This is a genomic window from Hymenobacter lapidiphilus (genome assembly GCF_013377885.1).
Lineage (GTDB): Bacteria > Bacteroidota > Bacteroidia > Cytophagales > Hymenobacteraceae > Hymenobacter > Hymenobacter lapidiphilus.
Window position 1 is genome coordinate 241,743 of record NZ_JABKAU010000001.1, and the last position, 6,235, is coordinate 247,977.

Sequence of the window (6,235 nt, forward strand, 5' to 3'; positions counted from 1 at the left end):
CGGAAGTAACTGCGTAGGTGGAATGTCTTTACTGTTTCTGTTCATGCGCTTTCAGTTTACAATTGTCTTATTTCTAGGGTTGTTACCTCTCCTTGTTCACGCTCAATCGGACAGCACCCGGGTGAGCAGTGACCACCTGATTGCCTACACCTTTGCCAACGATGCCTTTCTGCGCACGGATTACTACTTCACGCAGGGCATGACACTGCTACTGGTGAGCCCCGCGCTGCAGCATTCGCTGGTTAACCGTATTCTCGGACCGATACCGGCGGGCAGTATCCTGCACCACGGCATCCAATTACACTACGATGGCTTCACGCCCCTGCGCATTCAGGACCCCTTTATTCGGGTCGGCGACCGACCCTACGCTTCCTACATTTACGCTGACCTGCTGCGCGTGGCCAGCCACCCCACCCGGCGCCTGCGCGTAACCACGGCCTTGAATGTGGGCATTCTGGGGCCGGCGGCCGGGGCCAAAGGCTTTCAAACCAAGATTCATGCGCTGCTGGGTGCCCCCACGCCGCGCGGGTGGGACTATCAGGTGCAGACCGACGTGGTGCTGGGCTACGAAGCCCGGCTGGAAAAGCAGTTGCTGGCCGTTGGCCGCGGCCTGGAGGTGAACGGTGCGGCTAGTGCCTCGCTGGGTACCCTGCAGACCTATGCCGGTGTGGGCGCAATGCTGCGGCTGGGGCTGCTGCAGCCCGCTTTGGCGACGCTGGGCGTGGCTAACCGGACCAACCGGGGTGGGCAGCGCCAGGTGCAGGCCTACGGGGAGGCGCAGGTAGAAGGCCGGGTGGTGGGCTACAACGCCACGCTGCAGGGCGGGTTGTTCAACCGTAACAACCCGTACGTGCTTTCCGCCGCGGCCGTCCGGCGGACTGTGGCCCGCAGCACGGCTACGCTGGGGCTGGGCTACGCCGGCTTTCGCCTGGAAGGTTCGCTTACGGGCATTTCGCCGGAATTCAGCGGGGCCCGCTGGCATCGGTGGACGATGCTGGGGATACGGTTCGCTTTCTAAATGGGCTAACCCAGTCGCGGTATAGGCTCTTCATTCGGACCAAGGGTGCTTCACTATGTACAGCAGCGGCCGAGGCAGCATTTAGCGAATCGGTGATTCAAATAGACCGCGTAGCCTCTATAACACTTTACAAACGGTCTTCTGTAAAACGTTAAAAATTGTCATTCGCGCCCTTTTGACTACCGTTCAAAAGGCATCATGAGGCATCAAACATCCTCTAAATCACCATTCCGCCCTCATACCCCTCATGAATCTCACCAACAATACCGTTCTGATTACCGGCGGCAGCGGCGGCATTGGCCTGGCCCTCGCCAAGCGGCTGCACGCGGCGGGCAACACGCTGCTTATCTGCGGCCGCGACGAGGCCAAGTTGCGCGCCGCCGCTGAGCGACTACCGGGCCTGCGCACGCTGGTCTGCGACGTGGCGCGGGCCGAGGAACGGGTCCGGCTATTTGAGTGGGCCACCGCCGAGTGCCCCGCCCTGAACGTGCTGGTCAACAATGCTGGCATTCAGCGGCTCGTGGACCTGCACACCGCGCCCACCGACTGGGCCGTGCGCGCCGCCGAAATTGCCATCAACTTTGAAGCGCCCGTGCATTTGTGCCAGCTGTTTGCCGGGCACTTGGCGGGGCAGACTGCGCCCGCGATTCTCAACGTGTCGTCGGGACTGGGTTTCGTGCCGCTGGCTTCGGTGCCGATTTACAGCGCCACCAAGGCTGCCATGCACTCGTTCACGCAGTCGTTGCGCTGGCAGTTGGCCGATTCGGGCATCACGGTGGTGGAAATCATTCCGCCGGCCGTGCACACCAATTTGGGCGAAACCGACCACTCGTTCGGCATGCCCCTGGACACGTACGCCGACGACGTGCTGCGCCAGCTGGCCACCGACGCCTCGGAAATAGCCACCGGCTTCGCGGCCCAGGCCTACCGGGCTTCGCGCGAGCAACTGGATATGGCGTTTGCGGGTCTGAATAAGCGGTAAATTCCCAGGGACTGTATTTCTGAATCCTGCTTTGCAGCCCCAGCGTGAGCTTTGCGATTGGGCGGCAGCGGGTTCGGAATACGTAGGCGGGCAGCGTTTGTGGGGCGGGCGAAAGACAGCGGCTGATGCCACTTTGCGGCTGGCCCTGCGAGTTGCTTTCGGTTTTACCCAGGCTTGTTGCAACCCTTCCTAGCGCAGGTAAACTCCTCCTGACAGTTTTAGGGGTAACCTACCTGTTTTTATGCTTCCATCATTTTTCTGGCTTCTGTTTGCTGCGGGGCAAACTCCGCTGGCCACTTCCCTCATCTTACCACCACAGAGCCAGCCCGTCGTGACTGTCCTTAGTGGCCACCTCGACCATGCACCAGCGGGCGATACCGTGCGGCTATGGTATGGCAACCGGCAAATCAAAACGCTACTGAGTGCTACCGGTGACTTTAAGCTGGTAGTGCCCGGGCTCCGGGCCACCACGGATGCGTCATTCTCCTACGCCCGCCAGCGCACCCGCCTATACCTCAGCCCCGGCGACCAGTTGCGCCTCACCCTCGACTTTGCCCGCTTCGACGAAACGCTAAAATACACGGGGCGCGGAGCAGCCGCGAACAATTACCTCGCCCAGATGCTGTGGCGATTTGCGGGTGCCCATCCCGATCCGGGGCCCGAGCAGCAACGCACCCCTACCACCACGCCTGCGCAGATGCGGAGCCTGACGGACGCATTTCGCCAACGGCAGCAGGCATTTCTGGCTAGCTATGCCGCGGCACACCCACTAACGCCCACGTTTCAGCGTCAAGCGGCCTTGGACATTGATCTGGAATGGGCGCGCCTCTTGCTCGATTATCCTGGCTACCACCGCTACGCCGCTAAGCAGGCAGCGGTGTTGCCCACTACCTACTACAATTTTCTGCAGCAACTGCCTCGCCAACAATTGAACGAGCAGGCGACGCGGGAACCGGTGCTTCGGTTTCTGAGCGCCTATGGGGGCCGCTTGCTGCCCGATGGCCCCCTACCGGCAGACCCCGCTGAGGCCCGCCGGCTGTACGCTGTAGCCACCGCCGAGCTGGGGGCCCACCAGGCCCGAGACTGGGCCATGTACCAACTGTTGTCGTTCCAGTTAAACGACAACGTCGCCGCGGTCGTGGCTGCCTATCCCATCTTTCGGGCCCAGAACCAAGATTCTACCTTGGCCCGTAATCTGCGGCAGATGCTACAGGCCCAACTGCGTCTGCAGCAGGGCCAGCTGGCCCCGGCTTTTACCTTGTCCAATCATCAGGGCCGCCCCGTCTCGTTGCGCGACTTCATAGGCAAAGTGGTGTATCTCGATTTTTGGGGAACGTGGTGCGCTCCTTGCCGGCAGGAAATGCCCGCCCTTACCGCCCTGGTCCGGCGTTTCGCGGGCCGTGACGTCGTGTTTATATCCGTGGCGGTGAATGACCCGGAAGACAAATGGCAGCGCGTACTGGCAGCCGAACAGCTCACCGGCCTTGGCCAGGTGCAACTACGGAGCCCCGATTCTACCGTGCCCAGCGCTTACCAGGTCACGGCATACCCCACATATCTACTCATTGGTCGCGATGGCCGGCTCCGACGGGTGCCTGCCCCGCGCCCGGCAGCCGGGGCTGAAACCGTGGCTGCTCTTGAACAGGCGCTACAAGAATAGCCCAACGGTTGCCGCTGGCTTCGCGACCCAGGCCTACCGGGCTTCGCGCGAGCAACTGGACACGTTGTTTACCGGCTTGGACAACCGGTAAACGTTCCGGCGCAGTGCTACTTTGCGGCCGGTCCTGCGTATAGGCCAGTTATTTGGCAGGAGCCGGCTGCTAAGTCAGCCGGCCAACTTCCGCCATTCCCCATCCTCCACGATTTTCCCATGAAAAAGACCCTCGTTTTAGGTGCCACCGACAACCCCGCCCGCTACGCCTACCGGGCCATCCACCAGCTCAAGCAGCACGGCCACGAAGTGGTGCCGGTGGGCATCCGCAAGGGCCAGGTGGCCGGCCTCGATATCCGCAACGACCGGCCCGCCGCCGAGGGCGTGGACACGGTGACGCTCTACGTGGGCCCCCAGAACCAGCCCGGCTGGTACGATTACATTCTTGACCTCCATCCGAAGCGCATTATTTTCAACCCGGGCACCGAAAACCCCGAGCTGGAAAAGCTGGCCCAGCAGCGCGGCATCGAAACCGAAGAAGCTTGCACGCTGGTGATGTTGAGCGTAGGCCAGTACTGAGTTCGGCGGTAACTAAACAGGGCCGGCAGAATGTCTTCAGAATTGCCGGCTACCTTTCGGCTGTTCCAACCTTGCATTTCCGTGAAGCTGCTGATTGTAGAAGACGAGCCGGCCCTACGCTCCTCGCTGGTAGAATACCTGCGCCAGGACGGCTACGTGGTGGAAGTGGCGGTGAGCTACGGGGAGGCCCACGAAAAAATCAAGCTTTACCAGTACGACTGCGTGCTGCTGGACCTAACCCTACCCGACGGCAACGGGCTGGACGTGCTGCGCACGCTCAAGGCCGACCACTCCCCGGCCGGCGTGCTGATAATTTCGGCCCGGGGCGCGCTTGATGACAAGGTGCTGGGCCTGGAGTTGGGGGCCGATGACTACCTGGCCAAGCCGTTTCACCTTTCCGAGTTGAGCGCCCGGCTGAAGGCCATTATCCGGCGGCGGCAGTTTCAGGGGCAGCGCCAGCTGCTGTTTCAGGAACTAACGGTGCTTCCCGACCAGGCCCAAGTGCTGGTGCATGGCGAGGCGGTGGCCCTCACCCGCAAGGAATACGATTTGCTGCTCTACCTGCTCACGCACCCGGGCCGGGTGCTCACCAAAGAGTCCATTGCCGAGCACGTGTGGGGCGATGCCGCCGACGCAGCCGACTCCTTCGACTTTCTTTATACCCACCTTAAAAACCTGCGTCGCAAGCTGCAGGAGAAAGGCGCCGCCGACTACATCCGCTCGGTGTACGGGGTGGGCTACAAATTCAGTGCAGAATGAAGCTGCTGACTGCTACCAACCGCTATTACGGGCTGCTGGCCGGCCTGCTCTTCAGCATTGGGAGCGGGCTGCTGTACTTTGGGGTGCTGTGGGCGTTGCAGGGCGAGGTGGAGGAGCGGCTGTTTCAGCAGCGCGACTACCTGCGGCGGGAAGTGCAGCGCACGGGCCGGCTGCCGGGCACGCCCTTTGAGGGCCGGATGCAGCTGAGCACCACGCCCCAGCCCGAAGTACTGCGCGACGTGCTGCTGCTGGAACCGCTGGAAAACGAGCTGGAGCCCTACCGCCAGCTCACGTTTCGGCTGCCGCTGAACGGGCAGACGCAGTGGGTGTCGCTGAGCAAGTCGCTGCTGGAAACCGAGGACGTGCGCCGCCTGGTTATGTGGCTGCTGCTGGGGGTACTGGGGGCGTTGCTGGGAAGCATGGTACTGCTCAACCGCTGGCTGTCGCGCCGCCTCTGGGCGCCGTTTGAGCACACGTTGCACCAGTTGCGGGGCTACGATGTGCAGCAGCACCAGGTACTACAGCTGCCCGACACGCGCATCGAGGAATTCACCCAGCTCAACCACACGCTCACGCACCTGAGCGAACGGGTAGCGGCCGATTACGCCATACTCAAGGAGTTCACCGAAAACGCGGCCCACGAAACCCGCACCCCGCTGGCCATTATGCAGGCCAAGCTGGAGCAGCTGCTGCAGCTGCCCGACCTACCCGCAGCCGCTGGTCCGCTGGTGGCCGACCTCTACGCCGCCGTACAGCGCCTGGCCCGCCTGCACCAGGCCCTGACGCTGCTCAGCAAAATCGAGAACCAGCAGTTTGCCGTTGCCCAACCGGTGCCATTGGCTGGGCTGCTGCGCGAGAAGCTGAGCCAGCTGGAGGCATTTGTGGAGGAGAAGCAGCTGCAGCTCGACGTGCAGCTCAGCGCTGCCCCCGTGCTCTTACTGCATCCGGCCCTGGCCGATTCGCTGCTCAGCAATCTGCTGCACAACGCCATCCGGCACAACCAGCCAGGCGGCCTGTTGCGGGTGCAGCTAAGCGCCACCGAGCTGGTTATCAGCAATACCGGGGCGGCGCTGGCAGCCGGGCAGCATCCGGAGGCGTTCTTCGAGCGGTTCCGCAAGCACAATGCCGCCTCCGATTCGCCCGGCCTGGGCCTGTCCATTGTGCAGAGCATCGCAGCCTTCTACGGCTTCGAGGTCCGCTATGAATACGCTCCCGACCAAGCCCTGCACACGTTACGAGTGGTGTT

6 protein-coding genes are annotated in these 6,235 nt (G+C 62.4%); all 6 read left to right on the forward strand.

All coding sequences use genetic code 11. The features are described from left to right. Positions 1-79: 79 nt before the first annotated feature. A complete protein-coding gene (locus HW554_RS01125; protein ID WP_176906501.1) occupies positions 80-1,018 on the forward strand; it encodes a lipid A deacylase LpxR family protein in 939 nt (312 codons plus the stop codon). Positions 1,019-1,265: 247 nt separating this feature from the next. After that, positions 1,266-2,000 (forward strand): SDR family oxidoreductase, encoded by a 735-nt coding sequence (locus HW554_RS01130; RefSeq protein ID WP_176906502.1) that lies wholly within the window; start codon positions 1,266-1,268, stop codon positions 1,998-2,000. Positions 2,001-2,331: 331 nt separating this feature from the next. Then, positions 2,332-3,660 carry a TlpA family protein disulfide reductase gene (locus tag HW554_RS20900; RefSeq protein WP_176906503.1) on the forward strand — a complete coding sequence of 443 codons (1,329 nt, stop codon included), beginning with the start codon at positions 2,332-2,334 and terminating at the stop codon, positions 3,658-3,660. 210 nt (positions 3,661-3,870) lie between these two features. Further along, the gene (locus tag HW554_RS01140) at positions 3,871-4,230 is read left to right on the forward strand and encodes a CoA-binding protein (protein WP_176906504.1); all 360 of its coding nucleotides are present in this window, start codon (positions 3,871-3,873) and stop codon (positions 4,228-4,230) included. Positions 4,231-4,311: 81 nt separating this feature from the next. Further along, positions 4,312-4,989: a response regulator transcription factor gene (locus HW554_RS01145; protein WP_176906505.1), complete on the forward strand. Its 678-nt coding sequence runs from the start codon at positions 4,312-4,314 to the stop codon at positions 4,987-4,989. Then, the coding region (locus tag HW554_RS01150) for a sensor histidine kinase (protein ID WP_176906506.1) at positions 4,986-6,235 on the forward strand (1,250 nt) is incomplete at its 3' end. The genes HW554_RS01145 and HW554_RS01150, both read left to right, overlap by 4 nt.